The sequence below is a fragment of the Streptomyces sp. NPDC002588 genome (assembly GCF_040295925.1).
Classification (GTDB): Bacteria; Actinomycetota; Actinomycetes; order Streptomycetales; family Streptomycetaceae; genus Streptomyces.
In genome coordinates, this window is the sequence record NZ_JBEOWF010000070.1 from 1 (window position 1) to 26,344 (window position 26,344).

Consider the following 26,344-nt stretch of genomic DNA (forward strand, 5'->3'; position numbering starts at 1 on the left):
GTCATCGAGACCGTCGGCACCCAGGAGTACCAGCTGCGCCGCGCCCACTTCATGGACCGCTTCACCAAGGCCTCCTGGCGGACGGGGCTTTCGGCACACTCCCTGGTGGTGCTTCGCCGGGTTCCGGTTCAGCCGAGGTGCTTGCGGACCTCGGTGGCGGCCTCGTCGCCGTAGGCCTTGGTGAAGCGGTCCATGAAGTGGGCGCGGCGCAGCTGGTACTCCTGGGTGCCGACGGTCTCGATGACCAGCGTGGCGAGCATGCAGCCGATCTGGGCGGCGCGCTCCAGGGAGACGCCCCAGGCCAGGCCGGAGAGGAAGCCCGCGCGGAAGGCGTCGCCGACGCCGGTGGGGTCGGCCTTGCGCTCCTCGTCCGGGCAGCCGACCTCGACCGGGTCCTCGCCGGCCCGCTCGATGCGGACGCCGCGCGCGCCGAGGGTCGTGATGCGGTGGCCGACCTTGCCGAGGATCTCGGCGTCGCTCCAGCCGGTCTTGGACTCGATGAGGCCCTTCTCGTACTCGTTCGAGAACAGGTACGTGGCGCCGTCCAGCAGTATCCGGATCTCGTCGCCCTCCATACGGGCGATCTGCTGGGAGAAGTCGGCGGCGAACGGGATCGAGCGGGAGCGGCACTCCTCCGTGTGACGGAGCATGCCCTCCGGGTCGTCGGCGCCGATCAGCACCAGGTCGAGGCCGCCGACGCGGTCCGCGACCGTCTTCAGCTCGATCAGCCGGGCCTCGCTCATCGCGCCCGTGTAGAAGGAGCCGATCTGGTTGTGGTCGGCGTCGGTGGTGCACACGAAACGGGCGGTGTGCAGGGTCTCGGAGATGCGGACCGACTCGGTGTCGACGCCGTGGCGGTCCAGCCAGGCCCGGTACTGGTCGAAGTCGAAGCCCGCGGCGCCCACCAGGATCGGGCGGGTGCCCAGCTGTCCCATGCCGAAGGCGATGTTCGCACCCACACCGCCGCGGCGGACATCGAGATTGTCGACCAGGAAGGAGAGCGAGACCGTGTGCAGCTGGTCCGCGACGAACTGGTCGGCGAAGCGGCCGGGGAACGTCATGAGGTGATCGGTAGCGATGGAGCCGGTGACTGCGATGCGCACGGCGGGGACTCTCCTGAGGGGAGGGGGATTGACAGTTCACGCTACCGGGTCGAGCGGCTCTGCTGAAGCAGCCGAAACTACCCGATAGTAGATCTTTCTTCACGGGCTCGATCATGCCTACGGTTCGGTTATGACGAACCTCAAGGTCCACTCCGCCGCTCCGGCCGACCCCGAAGGCGACCTGGCGTCGCTGCGGGGGGACTGCGCACGGATGGCTCCGCACTGGGCGCCTCCGGAGAAGATCGTTTCCCCTCCGGTCTCCCCGTCACGCATCCACGGCGTGACCGTCCCGGCGCGGTCGGCACGACTGCTCGAGGATATGCCGGACTACGGCAACTGACTGCGGGGCGCTCACAGGGAACCGTGCGCTCCCCCGCTGCGTCCCATCGCCGTCCCCCGTAAAGGGGATGTGGGGTACGACAGCAGGGCAGTCGAAGGAGCGATGCGGTGAACAGCGAGCGACCCGAGTACGACGGCACCGCGCGCGAGCCGGAGGAGACGGGCTCCGCCGGGAAGACCGAACGGCCTGAGGCGGCTGAGACGGCCGGGGAGGCCAGGGCGACCGGGGCAGCCGAGGAGGCCGAGGCCGCCGCCGAGGATGCCGGGACGGCCGACCGGGTCGAGGGCGACGCACCGGCGGACACGGCCCCGTCGGCCGACGAGCGCACACCGGTGAGCGGGTCCACGCCGGCCGACGAGCCCGAGCCGGCCGACGCGCATGTGCCGGACGACGAGCCCCAGCCGGCCGGTGAATCCACACCGGTCGGCGAGTCCGCGCCCGCCGGTGAGCCCGAGCGGGCCGGTGAGCCCGAGCCGGTCCGCGAGTCTGCGCCGGTCGATGAGGCCGCGCCCGCGGTCGATGAGGCCGCGCCGGTCGGCCCGCTCTCGTCGGATCGGCACGGGGACGGCGAGCGCGACCCCGTTCGGCGGCACCGTTCGCCCGTCCTCGTCGCCTCCGTGGCCGCCGCCGTGCTCCTGGTCGGGGGCGGTGGGGCCTATCTCAGTGCGCGGGCCACCGGGGGGTCGGGGGCCGGTACGGCGCCCTCCGCCGACGGGACTCCCTCTCCGCTCGCCCTGGACGACTACGCGGGCGCCGGCGCCAACGGCATCGCGCCCGGGGAGCCGAACCCGTACGGCGTGACGTACAAGGCCGACGGCGCCCTCCCCGACGGCCCCGACTCCGCGCCCGTGTACTGGGCGAAGGGCTCGGTCGGCGAGGACGAGGTGGCGCGGCTCGCGAAGGCGCTGGGAGTCGAGGGGAAGCCGGTCGTCGACGGGGTGGCCTGGAAGGTCGGATCCGGGAACGACGGGTCGGGGCCCGTGCTCAGGGTGAACCGGCAGGCACCGGGCATGTGGACCTTCAGCCGGTACGCACCCGGCACGGACGACTGCACCGGCGGCACCCTGTGCACCAAGGACCCCGCCTCCCCCGCCACCGACCCGGTGAGCGAGGCGGTCGCGAAGAAGGCGGCGGCGCCGGTGCTGAAGGCCGTCGGGCAGGACGCCGCCAAGGTGGACGCGAGCCAGGTCATGGGCGCCCAGCGGGTCGTGAACGCCGACCCCGAGATCGGCGGGCTGCCCACCCACGGGTGGACGACCGGGATCAGCGTCGGGGCCGACGGCACGGTCGTCGGCGCGAACGGGCAGCTGAAGGCGCCGGTCAAGGGCGACACGTACCCCCTGCTGAGCGCCGAGAAGGCGCTGGCGGCGCTGAATGCGGCGCCGGGGAGCGGTCACCGGATGGGGATCGGCGGGTGCACCAGCCCCATGCCGTTGAAGGACCGGCTGGAGAGCCCGTGCGGGTCGTCCACGCAGAGCCCGCAGCAGGAGACGGTGACGGTCGAGGACGCCGTGCTCGGGCTTGCCCCGCACACCTCGGGCGGGCGGCAGGTGCTCGTGCCGTCCTGGCTGTTCGAGGTGAAGGGGGCGGGGGCCGCGGACACGTACCGGGTGACACAGCCGGCCGTCGACCCGGCCTACCTGAGGTCCGCCACGACACCGACGCCCGCGCCCACCGCCCCGTCCGCCACCTCCGGTCCCCGCGACGTCCAGGTGGACGGCTACACGGCCGAGGGCGAGGAGCTGGTCGTGAGCTTCACCGGCGGGGTGTGCGCCGACTACGAGGCGACGGCGAAGGAGACCGCGGACCGGGTGACGGTGACCGTGACCGAGACGCCGTATCCGGACAAGGTCTGCATCCTGATCGCCAAGGAGTACCACCGGACGGTGCGGCTGGACGAGCCGCTGGGCGGCCGTGAGGTGGTCGCGGCGGACGGCAAGGCCGTTCCGCTGGAGAAGGACGGGGCACGACTGCCCTCCGTCCGGTAACCGGGCACAAGGAAAGGCGGCTCCCCCTCCGGCAGAGGGGGAGCCGCCTTTCCTTGTGCCCGTTACGGCTCAGCTGAAGGAGTCGCCGCAGGCGCAGGAGCCCGTCGCGTTCGGGTTGTCGATCGTGAAGCCCTGCTTCTCGATGGTGTCGACGAAGTCGATGGACGCGCCGCCCAGGTACGGGGCGCTCATGCGGTCCGTGACGACCTTGACGCCGCCGAAGTCCTTGACGACGTCGCCGTCGAGCGAGCGCTCGTCGAAGAAGAGCTGGTAGCGCAGGCCGGAGCAGCCGCCGGGCTGTACGGCGACCCGCAGGGCCAGGTCGTCACGGCCTTCCTGGTCGAGCAGGGCCTTGACCTTCGCCGCGGCGGCGTCGGACAGGATGATGCCGTCGGTGACGGTGCTGGTCTCGTCCGATACGGACATCTACATCTCTCCCGGGTTGTACGGAGACTGCTTGCCGACGGTTGCAACCGACGGGGCCGCGGATTCATTCCGGGCTCAGCTCTTGTCTTTTCGTTCCCTTCTCATGCTCGCACATGCGGTTGCGGACGAAAAACACTCCTCAGGGATTCATGTCACATCGACGCTATGACCATCGTCAAAGTGACATGAAGCGAGCTATCATAGATAACGTCAGATCGACGAAAAGTAGAAAGGGTGCGTGTCGTGACCACCGCCCAGACCACGGAGCTCGACGTACAGCCGTCTCCGCTCGCCCTGTTGCTGCTCGGCCGTGAGGCCGACCCGAAGAGCGAGCGGGGCGTCGAGTGTCCCGGCGACCTGCCCTCGCCCTCCGACCCGGACCTGGTCGAGCGCGCCCGCGCGGCCAAGGAGAAGCTCGGTGACAAGGTCTTCGTGCTCGGCCACCACTACCAGCGCGACGAGGTCATCCAGTTCGCCGACGTCACGGGCGACTCCTTCAAGCTGGCCCGGGACGCGGCCGCCCGCCCGGAGGCCGAGTACATCGTCTTCTGCGGTGTGCACTTCATGGCCGAGTCGGCGGACATCCTGACGTCCGACGACCAGAAGGTGGTGCTGCCGGATCTCGCCGCCGGGTGCTCGATGGCCGACATGGCCACCGCCGAGCAGGTCGCCGAGTGCTGGGACGTGCTGACCGAGGCCGGCATAGCCGAGCAGGTCGTGCCCGTCTCGTACATGAACTCGTCCGCGGACATCAAGGCGTTCACGGGCAGGCACGGCGGCACGATCTGCACCTCGAGCAACGCCCGGCGGGCCCTGGAGTGGGCGTTCCAGCAGGGTGAGAAGGTGCTGTTCCTGCCCGACCAGCACCTCGGCCGCAACACCGCCGTGCGGGACATGGGCATGTCCCTGGAGGACTGCGTCCTCTACAACCCGCACAAGCCGAACGGCGGGCTGACCGCCGAGCAGCTGCGCGACGCGAAGATGATCCTGTGGCGGGGCCACTGCTCGGTGCACGGCCGCTTCAGCCTGGAGTCCGTGGAGGACGTGCGCGCCCAGATCCCCGGGGTGAACGTGCTGGTGCACCCGGAGTGCCGGCACGAGGTCGTGGCCGCGGCCGACCAGGTCGGTTCGACGGAGTACATCATCAAGGCGCTGGAGGCGGCCCCGGCGGGCTCCAAGTGGGCCATCGGCACGGAGCTCAATCTCGTGCGCCGGCTGGCGAACCGTTTCGCACCCGAGGGCAAGGAGATCGTCTTCCTCGACAGGACGGTCTGCTTCTGCTCGACCATGAACCGCATCGACCTCCCGCACCTGGTCTGGGCCCTGGAGTCGCTGGCCGAGGGCAAGCTGGTCAACCGCATCGAGGTCGACGAGGAGACCGAGGCGTTCGCGAAGCTGGCGCTGGAGCGGATGCTGGCGCTGCCGTAGGACCGTGGCGAGGAGCGCTCACTCCGAGTTCTGCTCGGGGTGAGCCGGGTCCAGGCTGAAGACGACGCCGTCCGGGGTGCTCACGACCAGTGCGCCGCCGTACGGCAGCACCTTGGACTTGACCACGTCGCCGCTCGCGAGCTGGTCGGCGTGCGCGCCCGTCTCCCACAGCAGCGTGCCCTTGCGGGTGTCGAGGGCCGCGACCCGGCCGCTGGTGCTCGCCAGGTACAGGGTCCGGGTGTGGGCTTCGTACGTGGGCTGCCCCGAGCCCTCGACGCCGGTCCGGGTCCGCCACAGCTGTTTGCCGGTCAGCGGGGACACGGCGGTCACCTGGCCGTTGGCCCCGGCGATCCACAGGGTGCCGGCGGCCAGCCGCACCGAGCCGTCGTACGTCTTCGTCAGCTTCGTCGTGGTGGCGGCGCCGGTGTCCGGGTCGAGCAGCCAGATCTCGCCGAATTTCAGGTTCTCGGGGCCCGACGCGGTGTCGCCGCCGACCACGAAGGCCAGCCGGCCGTCGACGGTGCCGAGCAGGCTGCTCGTGTACGGGGTCTGCCGACGCCGGAGCACCGATCCGTCGGCCTTGTCCAGCTCCAGGAGTACGGCGTTCTTGGTCGCCTCGCCCGAGAAGCAGTGCGCGTACAGGCGGGAGCCGACCGTCGCGAACTGGCAGTAGTCGTCGGAGGGCAGTTCCATGGTCCAGCGGTCGGTGCCGGTGCGCGGGGAACGGGCCGTCACCAGCCGGCCGCTGGGGTCGGGGGTCAGGACGAGGTCGCCGGACACGATCTGGTCGACGGTCACGTTGTTCCGCGCGCGGGCCCACAACTGCTTGCCGCTCTCGGTGTCGAGGGCGACGATGCTGACCTTCGGGCCCCCGGCACCCCCGAAGACGTACCGCTGGACGAGCATCGCGTCGTCGCTCACCCCGAGAAGCTCGAAGTCGTTCCGTCCCGAGTCCGCGCCCTCGGCGGAGGACGCGAGCGAGGAGCGCCAGACGGTGGCGCCGGTACGGCCGTCCAGACGGACCGGGAGGATGTTGTTGCCCGCGCAGTAGACCGCGTTCTCGTACCTCTGGCAGGTGGCGTCGCCCGCGTCTCCGCTGTCCTTCGCCAGCGGGTTGACCTCGCCGAGCGGTGACGTCTCGGACATCGTCGTCTGCCAGGCCTGCCAGCCGGTGGGCACCGCCGCCCACCGGGAGCCCGCGGACCGTTCGCTCGAGCTCGTGGCCTGGGGGGTGTCCGCGAATCCCGGGCCGAACCGTATGTACCAGAGCATGCCCAGGGCCACCGCGCCCACCGTGCCGGCCGCCACCAGCGGGCGGAGGCGACGACCTCGTCGGCGGACCTTCGGCAGTCTCGTCACCGCCGCCGGGTCGGCACCGGAGGAGGTCGCCTCGACGGCCTGCAGCGCGCCCAGACGCAGGGTCATCGTGGGCGGGTCGTCGCCGTCCGGTTCGGGCAGGACCGTCGCGAACTCCTGGGCCAGTTCGTCGAGTCCGGGCCGGTCCTTGGCCTCCTTGGCCAGACAGCGCTCCAGGACGGTGCGCAGGGGGCGCGCCACCCCCTCCAGCACCGGCTCGTTGTGGACCACCCGGTAGGCGGTCAGATAGGGGCTGTCGGCGTCGAAGGGGCCCCGGCCGGTGATGGAGTACGCCAGCAGCGCCCCGAGCGAGAACACGTCGGAGGCGGGGCCGACCGAGCGGGCGTCGGTGAACTGCTCCGGCGACATGAAGGGCGGAGTGCCGATCATCTGGCCGGTCTCGGTGAGGGTGCCGTGGTTCTCGGCCGCCCTGGAGATGCCGAAGTCGATGACGCGGGGGCCGTCCTCGGCCATCAGGACGTTCGCCGGCTTCAGATCGCGGTGCACCACACCCGCCCGGTGGATGTCCTGCAGCGCCTCCACCAACCCCAGTGCCACCAGCCGCACTTCGGGGCCCCGGATCGGGCCGCCCTCGCGGATCCGGTCGGCGAGCGAGCGTCCTGGCACGAACTGGGTGGCCATCCAGGGCTGCAGCGCCTCGGGGTCGGCGTCCACGACCGGGGCGGTGAACGCGCCGCTCACCTTGCGGACGGCCTCGATCTCCTGCCGGAACCGGGCCCGGAAGACACCGTCCTCCGCGTACTGCGCGTGCACCACCTTGAGCGCGACCTCGCGCCCCGAGCGGGACCGGGCCCGGTAGACGAGACCCATGCCTCCGGCCCCCAGCCGGTCGACGATCTTGTATCCACCGACTGTCTTCGGGTCGTCCTTGTGCAGCGGCACGTCCCGATTCCCTTCCGCCGCAGATCAGTTCGAACGCCAGCATAGGGAACCGGCCACGGGGAAAAAGCATCGGTGTCACGGACGGAGTGTCCGGGACGCCGAAGTGCCCCTCTTCTTGTCCCCGCGGTCCTTGCGGAGTCCGGGCACCGCGTACCGCGTCGGCACGCGGAGGGCGATGAAGCCTCAGTCCACCCTCGGACGTACCAGACCCGACTCGTACGCGATCACCACGAGCTGGGCGCGGTCGCGGGCGCCCAGTTTGGCCATGGCCCGGTTGACGTGGGTCTTCACCGTCAGCGGGGACACCTCGAGGCGCTCGGCGATCTCGTCGTTGGAGTGACCCCCGGCGACCTGCACGAGGACCTCGCGCTCGCGGACGGTGAGCGCGTCCAGGCGCCGGGCGCGGGCGGGGTCGCGGTCGTCGTCCGCGTCGCCCTGGGCGAGGAAACGGGCGATCAGCCCCTTGGTGGCGGCCGGTGAGAGCAGGGCCTCGCCGCCGGCCGCGATCCGGATCGCGCTCAGCAGCTCCTCCGGCTCGCTGCCCTTGCCGAGGAAGCCGGAGGCGCCCGCGCGCAGCGACTGCACCACGTAGTCGTCGACCTCGAAGGTGGTCAGGATGACCACCCTGACGTGCGCGAGGTCAGGGTCGGCGCTGATCAGCCGGGTCGCGGCGAGACCGTCGGTGCCGGGCATCCGGATGTCCATCAGGACGACGTCGGCGCGCTCCCGCCTCGCCAGCTCGACCGCCTCCGCGCCGTCGGACGCCTCCCCCACGACCTCCATGTCGGACTCGGAGTCGACGAGCACCCGGAACGCGCTGCGCAGCAGCGCCTGATCGTCGGCGAGCAGGACACGGATGGTCATGCGGGGTCCTCCACGGCGTGGACTCGGGTCTTGACCGGCAGGATCGCATGCACCCGCCAGCCGCCTCCGTAGCGGGGACCGGTGGTGAGGGTGCCGCGCAGGGCGGTGACGCGCTCCCGCATGCCGAGCAGGCCGTGGCCGCCGCCGGTCACCGGAGCGTCCTCGCCCTCCGGGCGCCCGCCGTCCAGGACCGTTATCTCGATGTGCGGTCCCACGCGTACCACGCTGACCTCGGCCTTCGCCTCCACTCCGGCGTGCCTCTGGACATTGGTCAGGGCCTCCTGGATGACCCGGTAGGCGGCCAGGTCCACGGCGGCGGGAAGTTTCGCGCCGGAGTCGGCGCGGGCCACCTCGACCAGCAGCCCGGCGCTGCGGAAGGTGCCGGCCAGTTCGTCGAGCCGGTCCAGGCCCGGGGCCGGCTCGGTGGGGGCCTCCGGGTCACCGGACTGGCGCAGCAGACCGACGGTGGCGCGCAGTTCGTTGAGCGCGGAGCGGCTGGCCTCGCGGACGTGCGCGAGGGCCTCCTTGGCCTGGTCGGGCCGCTTGTCCATGACGTGGGCGGCGACACCGGCCTGGACGTTGACCAGGGCGATGTGGTGGGCGACGACGTCGTGCAGGTCGCGGGCGATCCGCAGCCGCTCCTCGGCGACCCGGCGGCGGGCCTCCTCCTCGCGGGTGCGCTCGGCACGCTCGGCGCGCTCTCGGATGGCCTGGACGACGGCCCGGCGGCTGCGGACGGCGTCCCCGGCGGTGGCGCCGATGCCGGTCCAGGCGAGGATGCCGAGGTTTTCCTGCGCGTACCAGGGCAGCGGGCCCGCGAGCATCGCCGCGGCGGTGAGGACGGTCATGGTGAGCAGGCCGGCGCGCAGGGTGGTGGAGCGGTCGGTGCGGTCGGCGACGGTGAAGAGGGCGATGACGGCGGACATCGCGACCGGCGCGCGGGGGTCGCCGGTGACGCTCTCGACGAGCGAGACCGTGCCGGTGACGGCGAGGACCGTCATGGGTGTGATGCGGCGGAAGACCAGGGCGGTGGCGCCGACGGTCATCAGCAGGAGGCTGAGGGGGGCGGGGCTGTGGATGCTCCAGCTGATGCGGTGGCCGTCGTGGGGGGCGACGAAGGAGCCGGCGAGCATGCAGAGGAGGACGCCTGCGGCGAGGCCCGTGTCGCAGGCCAGGGGGTGGGCTTTCAGCTGGTGCCGGGCCTGCGCGAGGGCGGTCACTTCCGGGTCACTTCTCGGTACCGTCGCTTTCCCTGCCGTACTACCCCGGAATCAGGCCGTCGTCGCTCAGCATCTCCCTGACCTCCTCCAGGCTCGCGTCCGGGGAGGGCAGGATCAGTTCCGACGGCTCGAGGGAGTCGTCCGGCAGGGGTTCGCCGAGGCGGCGGACCTCGTCGAGGAGGGCACTCAGGGTGCGGCGGAATCCGGCCTCGTCGCCGGACTCCATCTCCTCCAGCAGGTCGTCGTCAAGCTTGTTCAGCTCGGCGAAGTGGGCGTCGGCAAGTGTCCACTGTCCCTCCCCCATGATCCGTACGATCATGTCGCCTCCCTCGGCGTGGGCCCTACTGCTTGTCGAAGCGCGGGGTGTCCTGCGGCTGCTGCTGGGACTGCTGCGCCTGGCTCGTGCCGCCTTCGATGGCCTGCTGCCCGGAGGACGTGCCTCCCGCCAGCTCGGCCTTCATGCGCTGCAGCTCCAGCTCTACATCCGTACCACCGGAGAGGCGGTCCAGCTCGGCCTGGAGGTCGTCCTTGGCCATGCCGGTCGGGTCGTCGAGGGCACCGGAGGCGAGGAGCTCGTCGAGTGCGCCGGCCCGGGCCTGGAGCTGTGCGGTCTTGTCCTCGGCCCGCTGGATGGCGAGGCCGACGTCGCCCATCTCCTCGGAGATGCCGGAGAAGGCCTCGCCGATGCGGGTCTGTGCCTGGGCGGCGGTGTAGGTGGCCTTGATGGTCTCCTTCTTCGTACGGAAGGCGTCGACCTTGGCCTGGAGACGCTGGGCCGCGAGGGTGAGCTTCTCCTCCTCGCCCTGGAGCGTGGAGTGCTGCGTCTCGAGGTCGGTGACCTGTTGCTGGAGGGCAGCGCGGCGGGAGAGGGCCTCGCGGGCGAGGTCCTCACGGCCGAGCGCGAGCGCCTTGCGGCCCTGGTCCTCCAGTTTGGAGGACTGCGACTGCAGCTGGTTGAGCTGCAGCTCCAGGCGCTTGCGGGAGGTGGCCACGTCGGCGACGCCGCGGCGGACCTTCTGCAGGAGCTCCAGCTGCTTCTGGTAGGAGTAGTCGAGGGTCTCGCGCGGGTCCTCGGCCCGGTCAAGGGCCTTGTTCGCCTTCGCGCGGAAGATCATCCCCATACGCTTCATGACACCGCTCATGGGCTTCGCGCGCCCCCTTCTGACGTCCAGCTCCAGCTCTGCGACAGAACCCACAGTACGGGCCCTGCATCCATTGACGCACTGTTCGGGGACGGATGCGCTCCTCCCCAAGGACGACTGACCGAGTCCCTGCTCCGGCGTAAGGAGTAGGTGACCTTCAGGGTGAGGGACAGATCACCCCGACGTCCTCTCTTCCCGGGGTTTCCCCCATCCGTCCCGGTCTGTCTCCACTACAGACGTCTGGTGTTGCCGGATCGTTCCCCGCCGGGCTGGGGTCCATGCGTCCGAGCGCTTACCCTTGGGTTTTGTGTTCCGTAGCCGTGCCAAGGAAGAGAAGGCCCCCGCCGACAAGGCCGTGGTGACCGACTCCAAGCAGACCCGTGACCCGCAGGCCCCCAAGGGGAGGCCGACGCCCAAGCGCAGCGAGGCCCAGTCCCAGCGCCGCAGCGTCGCCAGCACGCCGACCTCGCGCAAGGAGGCGTCGAAGCGGCAGCGCGACGAGCGGCGTGCCCAGCTGGAGCGTCAGCGCCAGGCGCTGGCCACCGGCGACGAGCGGTACCTGCCGGCCCGTGACAAGGGCCCGGTCCGCAAGTACGCGCGCGATTTCATCGACTCGCGGTTCAACGTGGCGGAGTTCTTCCTGCCGATGGCCGTGGTGATCCTGGTGCTGAGCCTGGTCCGGGTGGCCTCGCTGCAGACCATCGCGCTGCTGCTGTGGCTGGTCGTGATCGTGCTGATCGTGCTCGACTCGATCGCCAACGGCTTCCGGCTGCGCAAGCGGCTCGCGGAGCGCTTCCCGGACCAGAACCGCAGGGGCGCGGTCGCCTACGCCCTCATGCGCTCCCTGCAGATGCGTCGGCTCCGGCTGCCCAAGCCGCAGGTCAAGCGCGGAGAGCGGCCCTGAGCACTACGCCGTTCACCGGGGGAGCGGCCGCGGCCTGGCTGAACAGGCTGGGCGGGCTGCGTGATGTCGTACGACAGGAGCTGGTGGCCCGGCAGCTCGACGAGCAGATGGCGGGGCGGTATCCGGTCGGGCAGCGGCTGCGGGTGCTCGACGTCGGGATGGGGCAGGGCACGCAGGCACTGCGGCTGGCCCGCCTCGGCCACCAGGTGACGGGTCTGGAGCAGGACGCGACCATGGTCGCGGCGGCCCGGGAGGCCCTGGCCGGGGAGCCCGAGGGCATCCGGGAACGGATGCGGATCATCGAGGGCGACGGCCGCGACACGGGCGTGCACTTCCTGCCCGGCAGCTTCGACGTGGTGCTGTGCCACGGCGTGCTGATGTACGTGGAGGAGCCGGACGCCCTGCTGGCGGGGCTCGCGCGGATGCTGGCCCAGGGCGGCCTGCTGTCGCTGCTGGTGCGCAACGCGGACGCGCTGGCCATGCGGCCGGGCCTCAGCGGCGACTGGGCGGGCGCGCTGGCCGCGTTCGACACCACCGCCTACACCAACCGTCTCGGTCTGGACGTGCGAGCGGACCGGCTGGCCACGCTGACCGGCACCCTGGCGGGGATCGGGGCGCCGCTGCAGGCCTGGTACGGGGTGCGGGTCTTCACCGACACGGCGGCGGACGGCACCGGCGTCCCCGACGACGGGGAGGCGCTGCTGGCCGCCGAGGAACGGGCGGGACGGACGGATCCGTACCGGAGCGTGGCGGCACTGCTGCATCTGTGCGGGGTCCGCGGCTGACCCGGGCGTGACATGAGACGACCGCCACTCGATCGAGCGGCGGTCGGTGACGCGGGTTGCCGCGGTGTACGGCTGCGTGGCTACGACTGCGTGGCTACGACTCGTTCGCGTGCAGGCTCATGGGGCCGTAGATCTCGCTGGAGTCCTCGAAGAGCCGCACCTGGTCGGCGCCGCCCTCCAGGAGGTCCTTCCACGTCTCCCCGATCCAGGACTCGGCGTCCCCCTGCGTGGTGAACTCCTCCGGCTCCACCGCAGGCTGGACCTCCGTCCCGTCGGCCTTCTCGAACCGCCACGTCCATGCCGCCATGTACGCCTCCCTGATATGAACACGTGCAGAGCAGAAGCCGGATCTTGGTCCGGCTCCTGCCGAGCAGCCTAGTCGGGTGCGCAAGACCAGGTCAGAGAGGCGAAAATCAGCTTTGTGGAAGTGACTCTGCTCGGTACCGGCGCCCCCGCGGGACTCCCCCGCCCCGACTGTCCCTGCGCGGTGTGCGCGACCTCGCTCGGCGCGCACGCGCGCGCGGCGACCGCGTTGCTCGTGGACGGGGTGCTGTTGGTGGACCTGACGCCGGGTGCGGCCTTCGCGGCGGCGCGGGCGGGGCGTTCACTGGGCGGGGTACGGCAGGTGCTGCTGTCGCATCCGCACGACGGGCCGCCGGTGGAGGTGCCGGCCGGGCTGCCGCAGCCCGAACGGGTGCCGGACGGGCGGGAGTCGGCGTTGCCGACGGGGCATCGGGTGCGGGCGGTGGCGCTGGACGCGCCGGGCACCGGGTACGCGGTGACCGGTACCGACGGGCAGCGGCTGCTGTATCTGCCGCCGGGCGGTGCGCCGGCCGGTCTGGAGGAGAGGTCGGGTCCCGCCGAGCGGTACGACATGGTCCTCGTCGATCTCGTGGGGCGGCCGGACGCGCTGGCGAAGCTGCGGGCGGTGGGTGCGGTCGGGCCCACGACGGATGTGGTCGCCGTCCATCTGGACCACGGGGTGCCGCCTGGCGCGGAGTTGACGCGGCGGCTCGCGGCGGCGGGGGCGCGGGCGGTGCCGGACGGGTCGACGCTGGGGGTGGCCGAGTACGAAGGCGTGTCGGCCGTGCCCGATGTGCCGCGGCGGACCCTGGTGCTGGGCGGGGCGCGGTCGGGGAAGTCGGTGGAGGCGGAGCGGCGGCTGGAGTCGTTCCCGGACGTGCTGTACGTGGCGACCGGGGGGTCGCGGGGCGGCGACACCGAGTGGGCGGCACGGGTGGCGACGCACCGGGAGCGGCGGCCGGGGTCCTGGCGTACGGCGGAGACCTGCGACCTGGTGCCGTTGCTGGCCCAGGAGGGGGCGCCGCTGCTGATCGACTGTCTGTCGCTCTGGCTGACGGACGCGATGGACTCCGCGGGGGCGTGGGACGACGCGGTGTGGGCGGACGGGGGTGAGCGGGCGCTGCGGGCGCGGGTGGCGGAGCTGGTGTCGGCGGTGCGGGGGGCTCGGCGGTGTGTGGTGCTGGTGTCGAACGAGGTGGGGTCGGGGATCGTGCCGGCGACCGCGTCCGGGCGGCGCTACCGGGATGAGCTGGGGCGGGTGAACGCGGCGGTGGGGGCCGAGTGCGAGTCGGTGGTGCTGGTGGTGGCGGGGCAGGCGGTGGTGCTACGGGGGTGAGGCCGGGATGCCGATCGGCCGCCCGCCGGTGCGCTTGGAGGCGGATTTACGGGCGATCACCCGGTAGGCGTTGGAGAAGCGGGTGCGGCGAAGCAGGGGGGCGAGGGCGTGGTCGAGGACGGCGGCCAGGGTGGTGGCCGGGGGTGCCGCTCGGCTCAGGCGGGTTCTGTTCATCCCGCGGGACACGGCCGTCGCCAGGTCGCGGGGGGTGTGCGGGGTCCTGCGGTCGACGGTGATGATCTCGCACCCCCGGGACTCGAGTTCCGTGCGGAGGTTGGGCAGGGGGATCAGGTGGAGGTGGCGGGGCTGGTCGTGGGCGGGCCACCACTTGCCGAGGACGGCCGCGGAGGCGCTGGCGGGGTCGGCGAGTTCCAGGAGAAGGTGTCCGCCCGGGCGCAGGACCGTCAGGGCCGCCGCGAGTTCCTCCCTGGGGTCCCGGGTGTGTTCCAGGTGGCGCAGCATGCTGACGACGTCGTAGCGGGCGCGCAGACGGGCGAGGACCTCGGGGGCGGTGAGGTGGCCGAGGTGGGCTTCGTCCAGGCGGCCCGCGGCTTTCGCGCGTTCCACCCTCGGCGTCGGGTCCAGGCCGTCGAACGCGGTGTAGGTGAACAGTTCCTTCGCCGTCACCGGGAAGGCCGCGTCCCCCGTCCCCACGTCCAGCCAGCTCTCCGGCTCCGGGAAGGGCAGCATGACGCGGGCCGTCGCGCGCAGGCCTCTGCGGCTGGACCGCCGGTCGTCCCGGACGTCGTACAGCGCGAGTCCCTCGGGGGTCAGGCGCGGGTTCTGGAAGGCGTGGGCGCAGTCCCGGCACTCGTCGACGACGAACGTACCGGGTCTGCGGTGGCGCAGGTCCTGGGCGCGCAGTCGGGTGCGCAGACGTTTCGAACCGCACCAGGGGCAGTCGTCGCGGCGCGGTTCGTGGATGGGCCTGGGCCGGGAGGACATGGGCGGCTCCGGGAGGGGGGAGGAGAACGACACAGGGGGCGGCATTACGCAGCAAAACGGAACGTATGGGATACCGATCTTGGGTGCAAAGACGTCACGGGGGTGTGGTGACGATGTGGCGCCGTGGCGCACGGACGGTGCCGGTACTGTTCGGCGAATGAGCTCGCTTAATCTCGACGACTTCACCGATCTGATCGAGCGCCCGGACGGCGGCGTGCGCCGCGACGCGGAGGCCCGCCGGGAGCGTCAGATCGTGCCGCCCGGATCGCTGGGGCGCCTGGACGACCTGAGTGAGTGGCTGGCGGCGGCGCAGGGTGCGGTGCCCGTGCGGCCGGTCGTACGGCCGCGGGTGGTGCTGTTCGCCGGCGACCACGGCGTCGCCGAGCTCGACGTCTCGGCCCGGCCGGCGGGCAGCGCCGCGGAGTTGGTGCGGGAGGTCCTGGCGGGCGGCCGCCCGGTCTCCGTGCTGGCCCGGCGCCTCGACGTGCCGGTGCGCGTGGTGGACATGGCGCTGGACTGCGAGCCCGACGCGTTCCCGGAGGACGTCGTACGGCATCGGGTACGGCGTGGCAGTGGCCGTATCGACATCGAGGACGCGCTGACCGTCGAGGAGGCCGAGGCGGCCTTCCTGGCGGGTGTGGCGGTCGCCGACGAGGAGGCCGACTCCGGGACGGATCTGGTCGTGCTCGGCGATGTGAGCGTGGGCGGGACGACGGCCGCCGGGGTGCTGGTGGCCGCGCTGTGCGGGACCGACGCCTCGGTGGTGACCGGGCGGGGCGGGGAGGGCATCGACGACCTGGCGTGGATGCGCAAGTGCGCCGCCATCCGGGACGCGCTGCGGCGGGCCCGGCCGGTGCTCGGGGAGCAGTTGCAGCTGCTGGCGACCGTGGGCGGGGCCGACCTCGCCGCCATGACGGGTTTTCTGCTGCAGTGCGCCGTACGGAAGTTGCCGGTGGTGCTGGACGGGGTCGTGACGGCGGCCTGCGCGCTGGTCGGGCAGCGGATCGCGTTCCGGGCGCCGGACTGGTGGCTGGCCGCGCACAGAAGCGGGGAGCCGGGGCAGGCGAAGGCGCTGGACCGGATGGCGCTGGAGCCGCTGCTCGACCAGGGCGTGAAGGTCGGGGAGGGCGCGGGGGCGCTGCTGGCGCTGCCGCTGGTACAGGCCGCGGCGGCGCTGGCCGCCGAACTCCCCGAGAAACCCCAGGTGCCCGAGAAGGACGAGAAGGACGAGACAGGCGAGACAGGGGAGACAGGGGAGACAGGGGAGACAGGGGAGACAGGGGAGACAGACGAGAGGGACGAGGAAGGCATGAAGGGGCAAGAAGAGGCGTAAAGGGACAGGCGGCATCAAAAGAGCTGTTTCCCGGAAGTGCACCCATATGATCACCGCTCATGGGAAACGCCCGGTTCGCCGCCGTCTTCGCCGTCTGGTACCTGCGTGCCGTCGCCTTCGTCAACTTCCTCAGCGCGGTGTGGGTTTCCCTGGGGCAGGACGTGCGGCGGCACAACCAGGAGAACTTCTTCACGCCGTACCTGCTGACGGCCGGATTCGCCTCCGGGGTGTTCACCGCGTTCCTGGCCGTGACCATGCGGCGGCGCAAGCGGGCCGCGTGGATCCTCAACCTCGGGCTGAGCGGGGCCTTCCTGGCCCTGTTCGTGCCGGCCATGGCGTTCCCCGAGATCCGCGGGTACCCGCAGAACTGGGTCTCGCTCGCCCTCACCGCCGCCTTCGTCGCCGCGCTGCTCGTCGGGCGGCGGGAGTTCTACGCCAAGGGTGACCGGGCCAATCCGAGGCTGGCCGCCCTGGTCGCGCTGGGCGGGCTGCTCGGTACCTCGCTGCTGGCCGCGCTGCTGGTGACGGTCACCAACCGGGCCGCCGCCCCCTCCACGTTCCTGGAGCGCTGGCGCTACGGCACCCTGCGGCTCGTCTCGGTCGCCGCCGACGACCACCACGTCCCCGGGATCGCCACGCCCACCTGGGTCGACGTCGCCGTCAACGTGCTGAGCACCGTCCTCGTCCTCGCCGTCCTGTACGCGGCCTTCCGCTCCCGGCGGGCCGTCGACCCGCTCACCGAGGACGACGAGAAGCGGCTGCGGGAGCTGCTGGAGCGGCACGGCGAGCGGGACTCGCTCGGGTACTTCGCGCTGCGCCGGGAGAAGAGCGTGTGCTGGTCGCCGACCGGCAAGGCGGCCGTCGCCTACCGGGTGGTGGGCGGGGTGTCACTGGCCTCCGGGGATCCGCTCGGCGACCCGGAGGCCTGGCCGGGGGCGATCGAGCCGTGGCTCGCCGAGGCGCGGGCGCACGGATGGATCCCGGCGGTGATGGGGGCGGGCGAGGAGGCCGGGACCGTGTACGCGCGGCACGGCCTGGACGCCCTGGAGCTCGGGGACGAGGCGATCGTCGAGGTCGCCGAGTTCACCCTCGAGGGCCGGGCCATGCGGACCGTGCGGCAGGCCTTCAACCGGGTGCGCCGGGCCGGGTACACGGTTCGGGTACGGCGGCACGAGGACATTCCCTCCGACGAGATGGCGTATCTGCTGCGCCGCGCCGACGACTGGCGGGACGGGGCGACCGAGCGCGGGTTCAGCATGGCGCTGGGGCGGCTCGGGGACCCCGGGGACGGGCGCTGCGTGATGCTGGAGTGCCGGGACGCGGACGGTGAGCTGCGGGCGCTGCTGTCCTTCGTGCCCTGGGGCCCGTGCGGGCTGTCCCTCGACCTGATGCGGCGGGACCGGGGCTCCGACAACGGCCTGCTGGAGTTCATGGTCATCGACCTCCTCCGGCGGGCCCGCGGCCGGGAGATCGGGATCACCCAGGTCTCGCTCAACTTCGCGATGTTCCGGTCGGTCTTCGAGCGCGGAGCACGTCTCGGCGCCGGCCCGGTGCTGCGGCTGTGGCGGTCGCTGCTCAGCTTCTTCTCCCGCTGGTGGCAGATCGAGTCGCTGTACCGGGCCAACGCCAAGTACCGGCCGATCTGGGAGCCCCGGTTCCTGCTCTTCGAGAAGAGCGCGGACCTGCTCCGCATCGGCCTGGCCTCCGCGCGCGCCGAAGGGTTCCTGGAGGCGCCGGGGCTGCCGAAGTGGCTGCACCGGCGGCACCTGGGAAGCCGCCGGTGAACCCGATCGTCCGCTGGGCCCGCCGGGAATGGGGGCCGCTGTACGAGGCCGTTCGGCGGCCGCCCGGGCAGCGGCGGTGGCGGGCGGTCCCGATGACTCTCGCGGCGGTGTGCCTGACCTCCGTCCTGCAGATCGTCCAGAACCGGTCCTGGGGCTACGGGCCGGTCCAGGACCTCGGGGCGGTGCGGGCCGAGGACCCTCTGCGGACGGCTGTGCTGCGCACCCCGCTGTCCCTGTTCGTCCCCGCCCTCGATCTGCCGGTCTGGGGTGCGCTGGCGCAGATCCTGCTGGTGTTCGGCCTCGCGGAGCTCTGTCTCGGCTGGTGGCGGACCCTCGTCATCGCCTACGCCGCGACCCTCGCCGGCACGCTCTGCGCGCGCGTGGGCATCGGCCGGGGCTGGCTGCCCGCCACCGACGCCCTGGTGGTCGACACGGGGCCGTCGGCGGCGGTGGTGGGCCTGGCGGTGTTCCTGGGCTGGCGTTGTCGCGCGTACACGACGGCCGGGGTGGTGATCCTCGCCATGGTCGTGGAGGTGCTCCTGAAGAACAACCTGGCGGGCAAGGAGCACCTGGCGGCGATCGCGGCGGCGGTGGCGCTGTGCGGGGTGGCGTGGGCGCGCCGGCGCGGGCGTCAGCGCCGGTCGGCGGACTCGGCGAGTTCCTCGGTCGTCTTGCCGCCCAGCCAGTCCCCCAGCACCCGTCCGGGCCGCGCCCAGCGCCGGTCGTGACGGTAGGCCCGCAGGATCGCCTTCGCGCGGGCCTTCGGCCGCCGCCGGTAGAAGCGGCGGGCCCAGGGCGAGGCCGGTCTCGCCACCCGTAGCAGGCCGACCAGCCCCACGAACGGGATGAAGACGCTGAAGACGGCCATCTTGACCTTGCCCTTGAACAGCACGGCCAGCGAGAAGAGGAAGTTCACCGCGACGGTCGAGGCGACGGTCCCCCGGTCCTGGATTTCCTCGTCGTTGATGTCGTTGACGCCGAACGGCGCGGCCCCCACCAGCAGCAGCCCGACGAGAGCGGCCGTCAGCACGACGGCTTCCACGCTCTTGCGGCCCGCCTCCGTCCAGTACACGTCGTCCAGGTGCAGGATCAACGCGAACTCGTCGAGGACGAGCCCCGTGCCGATCCCGAAGACCACCGCGAAGGCGCCCGCCCCGAAGCCGTGCCGCCCGCTGGCCACCGCGCCGAACCCGCCGGCGACGGCCAGCACGATCCCCGGGACCACGTGGTGGATGTGCAGCCCGCCGGCGGAGCTGATGTTGCCGAAGGGCCCCCTGCCCGCCCGGATGAGGCGGGTGATGGCCCGGGTGACCAGGAAGGTGACGACGAACGCGGTCAGGGCGAGCAGCAGCGGGAGCTTGCCCGGTTCGACGATGTTGCGCTGCAGCCAGTGGCCCATGGGACCAGTTTCCCGGGGAGTGGGGCGCGCTGCCTGGTCACAGGGGCGTCCGGGCTACTCTGCGGGCGTGTCCACGACCCCGCCGCTCGACGGTCTCCGCTTCGCCTTCGGCACCCTGACCGTTCTCCCCGTGAAGGTGAGCCGCTGGGACCGGGAGGCCGCGCGGCGCGGGATGCTCAACGCCCCGGTGGTGGGGCTGGTCGTCGGGGGCTGTGCGGCGGGGCTCGGCCTGCTGCTGCTCCTCCTCGGCGCGGGCCCGCTGCTCGCCGCCGTCGCCTCCGCCGCCGTGCCGGCCGTCCTCACGCGTGGTCTGCACCTCGACGGGCTGGCCGACACGGCGGACGGGCTGGGCAGCGGAAAGCCCGCCGAGGACGCGCTGCGGATCATGAAGCAGTCGGACATCGGGCCGTTCGGTGTGCTCACGCTCGTGTTCGTGCTGCTCGCCCAGGTGGCCGCGCTGGCGCAGCTGTACGGCGAGTCCTGGGCGCGGGGCGCGGCCGCCGCCGTCACCTCCGCCGTCGCGGCCCGCCTCGCGCTCACCCTGGCCGCCCGGGCCGGGGTGCCGGCCGCGCGGCCGGAGGGGCTGGGGGCGGCGGTCGCGGGGGTGGTCCCGGTGCCGGGCGCGCTGGCCGTGACGGCCGCCTTCACCATCGCCTCGGCCGCCTGGGGCGGACTCCTCGGCACCTACGGCAGTGTCCGTGTCGCCGCCTCGGTCGTCCTCGCCCTCGCCGCCGCCGAACTCCTCCTGCGCCACTGCACGCGCCGCCTCGGCGGGGTCACCGGTGATGTGTTCGGCGGCCTCGCGGAGACGGCGGCGACGACCGCGCTGATCGTGCTCACGCTGGGCGGTTAACAGGCTTTGCGCCAGGCGCCCAGTTCGTACTTCTTCAGCAGGGAGCTCAGTTTCAGGCGCTCGGACTCGGCGCAGAAGCGGCTGGTGGGGAGTTCGTACTCGACGTGGAACACGGCCTTGTCCGCCTTGATGAAGGGCGTCATGTCCGCGCACTCGTCGTACTGGGCGCACTGCTCGTTGACCGCGAAGTCGAAGTCGTCGACGAGTTCGGGGATCTGGTCGAGGTCGTTCTTCAGGCCGACCGCCATGCCCCGGTCGTGGACGAGGCGGGCGATCAGGCGGTTGTAGCGGAGCTGGTCGGCTGCCTTGAGCGGGAAGCCGGTCGTGTTCTTGTAGCCGTCCATGTTGTCCGGCTCGACCGCGTCGAAGCCCTTCTTCCGGCACATGTCGATCCGGGCCGCCATCAGCGGTTCGAGGACATCGGTCGCGCGGATGTCGAGCCACTGCTCGCCCTCCCAGCCGTTGCCCTTCCCTATCACCGACTTCGGGAAGTCGTCGGCGTCGGGACGCCAGTCCTCCCAGGCTCCGGTGGAGAGGTAGCAGATGGTCCTGCGGCCGTCCCGGTGCAGGCCGGCGACGGTCTCCTTCGACTGGTCGAAGCCGTCGATGTCGTACACCGGGACGTCCACCGAGGTGTCGAGCCTGCCGCTGAGCTGCCACTGCCAGTCGGTGCCGGGGCGTGGCCGCCAGCGCTCGCCGGTCTCCGGTCCGTCGTCGGGTGCGGCGGCGCAGCCCGCGAGCAGAAGCAGGGTCAGCAACAGGATCGGACGTCTCATCGGTGCGCGGTGGCCCTTCCCAGGAGAGTGCAGACGACGGCCGTCTGGACCGCGGCAGCCGCTCCGTACACCGTAAGCGCCGCCCCGTGCGGGTCGGTCGCGTGGGTCAGGAGCGCGAGGGTCTGGGCGAGGGCGGCCGTGCAGCAGACGGCGGCCGTGCCGAGGACCGCGCCGAAGGACTGCAGGAGCAGCCCGGTCCACAGGACCACGCCCAGCAGGAGCAGGTCGGCGAGGCGTACGGCGGTCAGGGCGGGGGTGTCCGGCCACAGGGCGGCGGCGGCCAGGCCGAGGCCGCAGAGGACGCAGAGGTAGGCGGCGAGGCATTCGGCGCCCGTCCTGACGGTCGTCCGCCGGAAGGTGCCCGGGGTGCCGGAGGAGCGCAGCCCGGCCAGGCCGGCGCTGCGGAAGCGGTACAGCAGCCACTCCGCGGGGCCCATGCTGAGGGTGAGTGCCACGGCGGCGGGCGCGGCGAGCGCGCTGTGCCGCTCCCCCGCCAGGACGTCCCCGAGCGCCGCGTACAGGACGAGGGCGCCGCTGCCGAGGCCGAACAGGGCGTACGGGAGGGACGCGGTGAGCCGGGGCCCGCCTCGCCCGGAGCGCGGGCCCGGCTCTTTGGCCGCGGACGACACTTCCCGCAGGCCGAGCAGTATGACCGCGGCGAGCGAGCCGAGCAGCAGGGTCGGGCCGGCCGGCTCCGGGAGCGGGTGGACCATCGTCACCAGGGCGCCCGCCGCCATCGGTGCGAGAGCGGCCAGCAGGGCGCGTTCACGGCCCAGCACCAGCAGGGTGGTGGAGGCGCCGAGGTAGCAGGACTGGCCGGCGGCGAAGGCCACGGCCGACGGGGCGGCGCCGTCGGCGACGGCCAGGGCGGTGAGGGCGCCGAGCAGGGCGCCCACCGGGGCGCCGAGGAGGAGACAGCGGCGGGCGGCCGCGCGGTCGCCCAGCCCCAGCCAGGCGTACGCCCGGTGGGACAGGCCCTGGTTCCAGGTCCAGCCGAACAGGGCGCCGGCCAGCAGCGCGGCGGTGCCCACGGGGAGCCCCAGGTCGCCGCGCGGGCCGGCCGGCAGGCGGGCGCCGAGGACGTAGGCGAAGCCGGGCAGGGCGAAGACCAGTCCGCGCAGCAGACAGGCCGGCAGGCCTGCTCGCCAGGGGTCGTGGGGCGGTTCGCCGGGGTCGGGGTGGCGGCGCGGGACGCGGGCGTAGAGCTCCTCGGCGAGCGCGAAGGAGTTGTGCACGCCGTAGCGTTCGCGGATCTGTTCGTCGGAGAGGCCGTCGGACTCCAGCACGGCGGCTATCTCGTCGGGGTGGACGGCCGAGGACACGAAGTCGTCGAGGCGGTCGGCGAGTTGGGCGACCGGGTCGGGGGCGGCCCAGGAGGGGCTCGTCGTGCGCTGCCGGGGGACTGTGGGCAGCCCGGTCGTCTCGTTGCTCACCAGCCGGTCCCGTCCGTCGCCACGGCGCGGTACCACGGGTCGCGCAGTTCCCGGGTCCAGTCGGCGACCGTCTCGAGGGTGGGCTCGTAGACCTCGGGCAGGCCCGCGAGTTCCTGGTAGATCGTGCGGAAGTTGTCCACCGAGCGGCGGAGCGTGAAGCGGTCGATGACCCGTCGGCGGGCCGACTCGCCCAGCTTCAGGCGCCGTTCGTCGTCCTTGAGGAGGGTCAGGGCGGCCGCGGCCATCTTCTCCGGCTCGCGCGGCGGCACGACGAGACCGGTGTCGCCGACGGCCTCGCGCACTCCGCCGACGTCGGTCGACACCGTCGTACGGCCGCAGGACATGGCCTCGATGAGGGAGAACGGGAAGCCCTCGGAGATCGACGACAGCATGACGACGTGGCCGGCCGCGTAGGCGCGCGAGACCTCGGTGACGCGGCCCTCGAAGGTGAGGCCGTCGCCGACGCCGAGTTCGGCGGCGAGCTTCGCGAGGCCGGTGGCGTACTCCTCGCAGCCGGCGGCCACCGGGCCGAACAGCCTGAGCCGGGTGTCCGGGAGTTCGGCGCGGACCAGGGCGTAGGCGCGCAGGAGCGTCTCCAGGTCCTTGATGGGGTCGACGCGGCCGCACCAGGTGAGGGTGGGGGTCTCCGGCTCGGGGCCGGCGTGCGGGAAGGCCTGCGGGTCGACGCCGTTGTAGACCGTGCGGATCTTGTCGGGCCGGGCGCCGCCGCGCTCCTCCCAGCGGCGGTTGTACTGGTTGCAGGGGGTGATGAGGTCGGCGGCGCGGTAGCCGAGGGTGTTCAGGGCGCGGTGGAAGCCGAGCATGAAGGCCTTCACCGGCCAGCGCTGGGTGTCGCGGCGGCTGCCGAGGTAGCGCTCGCGCAGGTAGATGCCGTGCTCGGTGAGGAGGAAGGGCACCCCGTCGAAGTGGCGGGCGGTGAGCGCGGGGAGGGTGGCGAGGCCGTTGCTGACGGCGTGCGCCACCGAGTCGGGGGCGACCCGGAAGCCGAGCGGGCGCAGGGCGTGTTCCAGCAGGTCGGTGGCGGTGAGCGCGTCGTGCACGGTGGGACCGGCGGCCGCCGTGGGGAGGTGCGGCATGGTCCAGATCCACATCAGCGAGCGCAGCGCGGTCTCGGTGCGCAGGGCGGCCGACAGCCGTCCGGCGCGGGCGAGTTCGGCCAGCGCGTACAGGCTCTCGCCGAAGTCGCAGGGTGCCTCGGGGTCGAGGAAGGACAGCAGGAGGCGTTCGTAGGAGTCCGTGAAGCGGTGCAGGTCCCTGCCGTACGGCGGCCGGTCGCGGCCGGGGCGCGGGCCCCAGGTCGGCAGGGAGGTGTGGCGGCGGACGTTGGGCGGCAGTTCCCAGGTCACGGGTTCGCGGCCGCTGCCGGAGAGCGAGACTATGTGGAAATCCACCTCGGGCATGCCCCGGACGAGCTGGTCGCACCAGGTGCTGACCCCGCCGTGGGCGAGCGGATAGGTGCCTTCGGTGAGCATGGTGACGTGACGGCCTGTGCGCATGCGCTGCGCGGCTCCCCCTGTGTTGTGCGGATGATGTGGGGGGAACTGCGGACCGGAGTCCGGCTGCGGCGCCGTTGTGGTTGGTCGCGCAGTTCCCCGCGCCCCTAGGGGGGCGTTGCCCCTTATGGGGCGTTGGTGCTTACGGCAGCTTCAAGGTGACCGAGCTCTGCAGGGTCGCCGGCGTGGCCCAGTCCGAGCGGCTGCCGGCGTACGGCGTGCCGAAGGCGGTGGTGCCGACGACCTGCTGCTTCTTGGTGCCCTCGGGGGCGGTCACCGGGATGTGCGTGCCGTTCGGCGCGGTGATCGTCACGGTGGTGCCGATGCGGTAGGCGGTCACCTTGTTGCCGGCGATCGCGGCCTGCCAGGCGGCGCGGCGCTGGAGCTCGGTGCCGATGGCGCTCTGGCGGAGGTTCTCCAGCGGCGTGTTGTCGGCGAACAGCGCCTTGTAGTCGCCCAGAACCTTGTCCATGACCGGGTACAGCAGCCGGTCCTCGGCCAGGTTGGACTGGTGGGCGTAGTGCGGACGCGGGTCGTTGCTGATGGCGTGGCCCAGGTCGGTGCGGGCCTCCTGCGGGACGATGGTGTCGTCGAATCCGGTGGCCGGGTCCAGCGGCTGGGAGAGGCAGGTGGAGGACGCGTTGCCCTCGCAGATGCCGCTGCCGCCGTCGGCCCGGGACGTGTAGATCCAGTTGTACTCGTCGGCCATCTCGGCCTTGGTGCCCGTGTTGTAGTACACGTTCATCGGGTAGCGCGGGACGGTCGACGCCTTGCCGACGGCGCGCTGTTCGGGCTCGCGCGAGTTGTCCGAGGCGATCCACTTGACGCCGTTGTCGGAGAGGGCGCCGGCCAGGTTCGGGTTGTCGTCCGGCTGCTGGGGCAGGGTCTTCAGGCCCGAGTGCTCGCCGGTGACCAGCTCGGTGCGGTCGACCGGCAGGCCCTTGGCGGCCGCCCAGTCGTTGTTCTGGCGGATCTGCGCGGAGATGTCGGCGCGGCTCATGTACTGCGTCGAGCCGTCGGCGTTCTTCGCGCAGCTCCACGGCACCGTGGAGGTGTCCTGTACGCAGCCGAGGAACGGGTGCTGGTAAGTGTGGTTGATCCAGCGGTACTTGGCCTTGTCCGCGAGCAGCCGGTCGGCCATCGCGTCGGTGTCGCCGTTCTCGGCCTTCCACTCCTCTCCGGCGCCGGCGTTGTACACCATGTCCATGGTGAAGCCGTGCTCCTGCTGCCACTGCGCGGCGTAGGCCGCGTCGGCGGCCGTCATCCGGATCGGCGTGCCCTCGTCGTCGCCGCCGCCCACGCAGTCGATGTCGCCGGGCGTGCAGTTGCGCTCGGCGTCCCAGCGGGCGTCGGGCGCGAACACGTCGTCGACGTGCACCGCGTAGTAGTTGCGGGCCTGGCCCAGGTGGACGCCCTGGGTGAGCCACTCGACGATGCCCCGGGCCAGCAGCCGGAACTGCTGCTGGTACTGGTTGTAGGCGAACGTCACCACGAGCTCGCGGCGGCCGTCGTGGGCGTACTCGCCGACCAGGCTGCCGTTGCCGCCGCCCCCGGGCAGCGGCGCGTCGACGTAGCTGGTGTAGCCGGCGCGCGGCGCCGCCAGGTAGCCGTAGCTCTCCGCGACCACCGGCGAGTTGTCCTCGAAGGTGAAGCCGCCGTCGAGGTAGCCGAACCAGCTCCCCTGGCCGGCCGTGGTGACCGACGCCGGCTTCCCGTCGAGGGAGCCGGAGTACGCGGCGTACTCCAGGCCCACTTCCGGGTGCGCCCAGGTGTAGGCGTCGACCTGCGGGATGCCGTACGTCTTCTCGTAGGCCTCCAGGGCGGTCTGCTCGGCCGAACCGGCCCCGAACGGTGCCTCATTGGGCAGCACCACGCCCTGGAACTTCGCCCTCGGGGTCCCGTTCACGGTGTCGGCCAGGAAGGCCGCGGTGATCGTCGGACGACTCGCGGAGTTCAGGTCGACGACGGTGTACGGGATGCCGGTGCTCTTGAGCTGGGCGGTGATCGCCTGCACGGGGCTGTCGCCGTTGTCCACGACCAGCACCCGCAGGTCGATCCGCGGCGTCGTCGCGGCCGAGGCGCCGGGTGCCGCCCCCAGACTCAGCGCCGTGAGTCCCGCGGTCGCCATGAAGGCGGCGGCGGTCTTTGCGTTTCTCCACATGCGCGCACGGTGCGCCATGGTGGTCCCTCCCCCAGAAATGGACCTCCG

The 26,344-nt window shown here is 72.2% G+C and carries 24 protein-coding genes; 10 read left to right on the forward strand and 14 right to left on the reverse strand.

Annotated features, from left to right (window positions below; genetic code table 11):
• Positions 1–128: 128 nt before the first annotated feature.
• Positions 129–1,103 (reverse strand): carbohydrate kinase family protein, encoded by a 975-nt coding sequence (locus tag ABT057_RS46125; protein ID WP_352350834.1) that lies wholly within the window; start codon positions 1,101–1,103, stop codon positions 129–131.
• A gap of 130 nt (positions 1,104–1,233) precedes the next feature.
• On the opposite strand from ABT057_RS46125, the gene ABT057_RS46130 reads away from it, so the two are divergent.
• A complete protein-coding gene (locus tag ABT057_RS46130; RefSeq protein ID WP_352350836.1) occupies positions 1,234–1,443 on the forward strand; it encodes a hypothetical protein in 210 nt (69 codons plus the stop codon).
• A gap of 107 nt (positions 1,444–1,550) precedes the next feature.
• Positions 1,551–3,431, forward strand: a complete 1,881-nt coding sequence (locus tag ABT057_RS46135; protein ID WP_352350838.1) for a hypothetical protein — start codon at positions 1,551–1,553, stop codon at positions 3,429–3,431.
• A gap of 69 nt (positions 3,432–3,500) precedes the next feature.
• Here the strand turns inward: ABT057_RS46135 and ABT057_RS46140 are convergent, their stop codons facing one another.
• A complete protein-coding gene (locus ABT057_RS46140; protein WP_030582488.1) occupies positions 3,501–3,857 on the reverse strand; it encodes an iron-sulfur cluster assembly accessory protein in 357 nt (118 codons plus the stop codon).
• 243 nt (positions 3,858–4,100) lie between these two features.
• Here ABT057_RS46140 and nadA point away from each other — a divergent pair, with 243 nt between their 5' ends.
• The gene (gene nadA / locus ABT057_RS46145) at positions 4,101–5,285 is read left to right on the forward strand and encodes a quinolinate synthase NadA (protein ID WP_352350840.1); all 1,185 of its coding nucleotides are present in this window, start codon (positions 4,101–4,103) and stop codon (positions 5,283–5,285) included.
• An 18-nt stretch (positions 5,286–5,303) separates the two neighbouring features.
• Here nadA and ABT057_RS46150 read toward each other — a convergent pair whose 3' ends face one another.
• From ABT057_RS46150 to ABT057_RS46170, 5 genes are all read right to left on the reverse strand, one after another.
• Positions 5,304–7,544, reverse strand: a complete 2,241-nt coding sequence (locus ABT057_RS46150; protein ID WP_352350842.1) for a protein kinase domain-containing protein — start codon at positions 7,542–7,544, stop codon at positions 5,304–5,306.
• A gap of 183 nt (positions 7,545–7,727) precedes the next feature.
• Positions 7,728–8,408 carry a response regulator gene (locus ABT057_RS46155; RefSeq protein ID WP_352350844.1) on the reverse strand — a complete coding sequence of 227 codons (681 nt, stop codon included), beginning with the start codon at positions 8,406–8,408 and terminating at the stop codon, positions 7,728–7,730.
• Positions 8,405–9,628 carry a sensor histidine kinase gene (locus ABT057_RS46160; RefSeq protein ID WP_352350846.1) on the reverse strand — a complete coding sequence of 408 codons (1,224 nt, stop codon included), beginning with the start codon at positions 9,626–9,628 and terminating at the stop codon, positions 8,405–8,407. Before ABT057_RS46160 ends, ABT057_RS46155 begins: the two co-directional genes overlap by 4 nt.
• Before the next feature lie 40 nt (positions 9,629–9,668).
• Entirely contained in the window at positions 9,669–9,947 is a 279-nt protein-coding gene (gene pspAA, locus ABT057_RS46165; protein ID WP_352350848.1) for a PspA-associated protein PspAA, read from the reverse strand.
• A 22-nt stretch (positions 9,948–9,969) separates the two neighbouring features.
• Positions 9,970–10,749, reverse strand: coding sequence for a PspA/IM30 family protein (locus tag ABT057_RS46170; RefSeq protein ID WP_352350911.1), 780 nt, complete (start codon positions 10,747–10,749; stop codon positions 9,970–9,972).
• Between the two features lie 328 nt (positions 10,750–11,077).
• Between ABT057_RS46170 and ABT057_RS46175 the strand changes: the two genes are divergently transcribed.
• Both ABT057_RS46175 and ABT057_RS46180 read left to right on the forward strand, forming a co-directional pair.
• Positions 11,078–11,674, forward strand: coding sequence for a DUF3043 domain-containing protein (locus ABT057_RS46175; RefSeq protein WP_352350850.1), 597 nt, complete (start codon positions 11,078–11,080; stop codon positions 11,672–11,674).
• A gap of 83 nt (positions 11,675–11,757) precedes the next feature.
• The gene (locus ABT057_RS46180; protein ID WP_352350852.1) at positions 11,758–12,459 is read left to right on the forward strand and encodes a methyltransferase domain-containing protein; all 702 of its coding nucleotides are present in this window, start codon (positions 11,758–11,760) and stop codon (positions 12,457–12,459) included.
• Between the two features lie 94 nt (positions 12,460–12,553).
• Here ABT057_RS46180 and ABT057_RS46185 read toward each other — a convergent pair whose 3' ends face one another.
• Complete coding sequence (locus tag ABT057_RS46185; protein ID WP_352350854.1) at positions 12,554–12,766, reverse strand: hypothetical protein; 213 nt, start codon at positions 12,764–12,766, stop codon at positions 12,554–12,556.
• Between the two features lie 114 nt (positions 12,767–12,880).
• On the opposite strand from ABT057_RS46185, the gene ABT057_RS46190 reads away from it, so the two are divergent.
• Complete coding sequence (locus ABT057_RS46190; protein ID WP_352350856.1) at positions 12,881–14,098, forward strand: bifunctional adenosylcobinamide kinase/adenosylcobinamide-phosphate guanylyltransferase; 1,218 nt, start codon at positions 12,881–12,883, stop codon at positions 14,096–14,098.
• On the opposite strand, the gene ABT057_RS46195 is transcribed toward ABT057_RS46190, so the two are convergent.
• Complete coding sequence (locus ABT057_RS46195; RefSeq protein WP_352350858.1) at positions 14,087–15,043, reverse strand: class I SAM-dependent methyltransferase; 957 nt, start codon at positions 15,041–15,043, stop codon at positions 14,087–14,089. The genes ABT057_RS46190 and ABT057_RS46195 overlap by 12 nt on opposite strands.
• Before the next feature lie 157 nt (positions 15,044–15,200).
• On the opposite strand from ABT057_RS46195, the gene cobT reads away from it, so the two are divergent.
• Genes cobT through ABT057_RS46210 form a run of 3 tightly spaced genes read left to right on the forward strand, consistent with a single transcriptional unit; the run spans position 15,201 to position 18,888 of the window.
• Entirely contained in the window at positions 15,201–16,376 is a 1,176-nt protein-coding gene (cobT, locus tag ABT057_RS46200) for a nicotinate-nucleotide--dimethylbenzimidazole phosphoribosyltransferase (RefSeq protein WP_352350860.1), read from the forward strand.
• 59 nt (positions 16,377–16,435) lie between these two features.
• Entirely contained in the window at positions 16,436–18,160 is a 1,725-nt protein-coding gene (locus ABT057_RS46205) for a phosphatidylglycerol lysyltransferase domain-containing protein (protein ID WP_352350862.1), read from the forward strand.
• Positions 18,157–18,888 carry a hypothetical protein gene (locus ABT057_RS46210; RefSeq protein WP_352350864.1) on the forward strand — a complete coding sequence of 244 codons (732 nt, stop codon included), beginning with the start codon at positions 18,157–18,159 and terminating at the stop codon, positions 18,886–18,888. The genes ABT057_RS46205 and ABT057_RS46210 overlap by 4 nt, the downstream gene beginning before the upstream one ends.
• Here the strand turns inward: ABT057_RS46210 and ABT057_RS46215 are convergent.
• Positions 18,792–19,559 carry a hypothetical protein gene (locus ABT057_RS46215; RefSeq protein WP_352350866.1) on the reverse strand — a complete coding sequence of 256 codons (768 nt, stop codon included), beginning with the start codon at positions 19,557–19,559 and terminating at the stop codon, positions 18,792–18,794. The two genes, ABT057_RS46210 and ABT057_RS46215, sit on opposite strands and share 97 nt — an antisense overlap.
• A gap of 67 nt (positions 19,560–19,626) precedes the next feature.
• On the opposite strand from ABT057_RS46215, the gene ABT057_RS46220 reads away from it, so the two are divergent.
• Positions 19,627–20,412 carry an adenosylcobinamide-GDP ribazoletransferase gene (locus tag ABT057_RS46220; protein WP_352350868.1) on the forward strand — a complete coding sequence of 262 codons (786 nt, stop codon included), beginning with the start codon at positions 19,627–19,629 and terminating at the stop codon, positions 20,410–20,412.
• Here ABT057_RS46220 and ABT057_RS46225 read toward each other — a convergent pair.
• From ABT057_RS46225 to ABT057_RS46240, 4 genes are all read right to left on the reverse strand, one after another.
• Complete coding sequence (locus ABT057_RS46225) at positions 20,409–21,188, reverse strand: endo alpha-1,4 polygalactosaminidase (RefSeq protein ID WP_352350870.1); 780 nt, start codon at positions 21,186–21,188, stop codon at positions 20,409–20,411. The genes ABT057_RS46220 and ABT057_RS46225 overlap by 4 nt on opposite strands.
• On the reverse strand, positions 21,185–22,621 hold the full coding sequence (locus ABT057_RS46230) for a hypothetical protein (protein ID WP_352350872.1): 1,437 nt from the start codon (positions 22,619–22,621) through the stop codon (positions 21,185–21,187). Before ABT057_RS46230 ends, ABT057_RS46225 begins: the two co-directional genes overlap by 4 nt.
• On the reverse strand, positions 22,618–24,138 hold the full coding sequence (gene pelF, locus ABT057_RS46235) for a GT4 family glycosyltransferase PelF (protein ID WP_352350874.1): 1,521 nt from the start codon (positions 24,136–24,138) through the stop codon (positions 22,618–22,620). The genes ABT057_RS46230 and pelF overlap by 4 nt, the downstream gene beginning before the upstream one ends.
• 139 nt (positions 24,139–24,277) lie before the next feature.
• Positions 24,278–26,314 carry a hypothetical protein gene (locus tag ABT057_RS46240; RefSeq protein ID WP_352350876.1) on the reverse strand — a complete coding sequence of 679 codons (2,037 nt, stop codon included), beginning with the start codon at positions 26,312–26,314 and terminating at the stop codon, positions 24,278–24,280.
• Between the last annotated feature and the right edge of the window lie 30 nt (positions 26,315–26,344).

Excerpts from the sequence above, each read along its gene's own strand:
- ABT057_RS46215 (WP_352350866.1), bottom strand. The coding sequence starts at position 19,559 with ATGGGCCACTGGCTGCAGCGCAACATCGTCGAACCGGGCAAGCTCCCG.
- pelF (WP_352350874.1), bottom strand. The coding sequence starts at position 24,138 with ATGCGCACAGGCCGTCACGTCACCATGCTCACCGAAGGCACCTATCCG.
- ABT057_RS46240 (WP_352350876.1), bottom strand. The coding sequence starts at position 26,314 with ATGGCGCACCGTGCGCGCATGTGGAGAAACGCAAAGACCGCCGCCGCC.
- ABT057_RS46185 (WP_352350854.1), bottom strand. The coding sequence starts at position 12,766 with ATGGCGGCATGGACGTGGCGGTTCGAGAAGGCCGACGGGACGGAGGTC.
- pspAA (WP_352350848.1), bottom strand. The coding sequence starts at position 9,947 with ATGATCGTACGGATCATGGGGGAGGGACAGTGGACACTTGCCGACGCC.
- ABT057_RS46170 (WP_352350911.1), bottom strand. The coding sequence starts at position 10,749 with ATGGGGATGATCTTCCGCGCGAAGGCGAACAAGGCCCTTGACCGGGCC.
- ABT057_RS46155 (WP_352350844.1), bottom strand. The coding sequence starts at position 8,408 with ATGACCATCCGTGTCCTGCTCGCCGACGATCAGGCGCTGCTGCGCAGC.
- ABT057_RS46140 (WP_030582488.1), bottom strand. The coding sequence starts at position 3,857 with ATGTCCGTATCGGACGAGACCAGCACCGTCACCGACGGCATCATCCTG.
- ABT057_RS46205 (WP_352350862.1), top strand. The coding sequence starts at position 16,436 with ATGGGAAACGCCCGGTTCGCCGCCGTCTTCGCCGTCTGGTACCTGCGT.
- ABT057_RS46225 (WP_352350870.1), bottom strand. The coding sequence starts at position 21,188 with ATGAGACGTCCGATCCTGTTGCTGACCCTGCTTCTGCTCGCGGGCTGC.
- cobT (WP_352350860.1), top strand. The coding sequence starts at position 15,201 with ATGAGCTCGCTTAATCTCGACGACTTCACCGATCTGATCGAGCGCCCG.
- ABT057_RS46130 (WP_352350836.1), top strand. The coding sequence starts at position 1,234 with ATGACGAACCTCAAGGTCCACTCCGCCGCTCCGGCCGACCCCGAAGGC.
- ABT057_RS46195 (WP_352350858.1), bottom strand. The coding sequence starts at position 15,043 with ATGTCCTCCCGGCCCAGGCCCATCCACGAACCGCGCCGCGACGACTGC.